1 protein-coding gene is annotated in these 695 nt (G+C 63.3%); it reads right to left on the bottom strand.

Features of this window, described 5'->3' with window-relative positions:
* A partial coding sequence (locus GU920_RS19245) for a GTP-binding protein (RefSeq protein ID WP_161768722.1) occupies positions 1–695 on the bottom strand: 695 nt, incomplete at both ends.

The raw sequence follows: 695 nt of genomic DNA, 5'->3' as shown, positions 1-695 counted from the left end.
TTCTTGGTCTCGCGGATCCCCACGATCTCCACTTCGTCGCCGACGTTGATCACGCCACGCTCCACACGACCCGTCACAACCGTCCCGCGGCCCGAGATCGAGAACACGTCCTCGATCGGCATCAGGAACGGCTGGTCAATCGCGCGGGCCGGGGTCGGGATGTAGCTGTCCACAGCCGCCATCAGCGCGCGGATCGACTGCTCGCCGATGTCCGGACGCTCGCCGATCATCGCCTGATGCGCCGAACCCTTGATGATCGGAATGTCGTCGCCCGGATACTCGTAGCTGGAGAACAGCTCGCGGATCTCCATCTCCACCAGCTCGATCAGCTCCTCGTCATCCACGAGGTCCACCTTGTTCATGTAGCAGACCATGTAAGGAATGCCGACCTGACGGCCCAGCAGGATGTGCTCGCGCGTCTGCGGCATCGGGCCGTCGGAGGCCGCGCAAACCAGGATCGCGCCGTCCATCTGCGCCGCACCCGTGATCATGTTCTTCACATAGTCCGCGTGGCCGGGGCAGTCGACATGCGCGTAGTGACGGTTCTCCGTCTCATACTCCACATGCGCGGTCGAAATCGTGATCCCGCGCGCACGCTCTTCCGGCGCACCGTCAATCTGGTCATAGGCGCGGAATTCGCCGAAATACTTCGTGATCGCCGCCGTCAGCGTCGTCTTGCCGTGGTCAACGTGGCC

It is taken from the genome of Paragemmobacter ruber (assembly GCF_009908315.1).
Lineage (GTDB): Bacteria > Pseudomonadota > Alphaproteobacteria > Rhodobacterales > Rhodobacteraceae > Paragemmobacter > Paragemmobacter ruber.
This window is presented reverse-complemented; position numbering and strand designations above follow the sequence as displayed.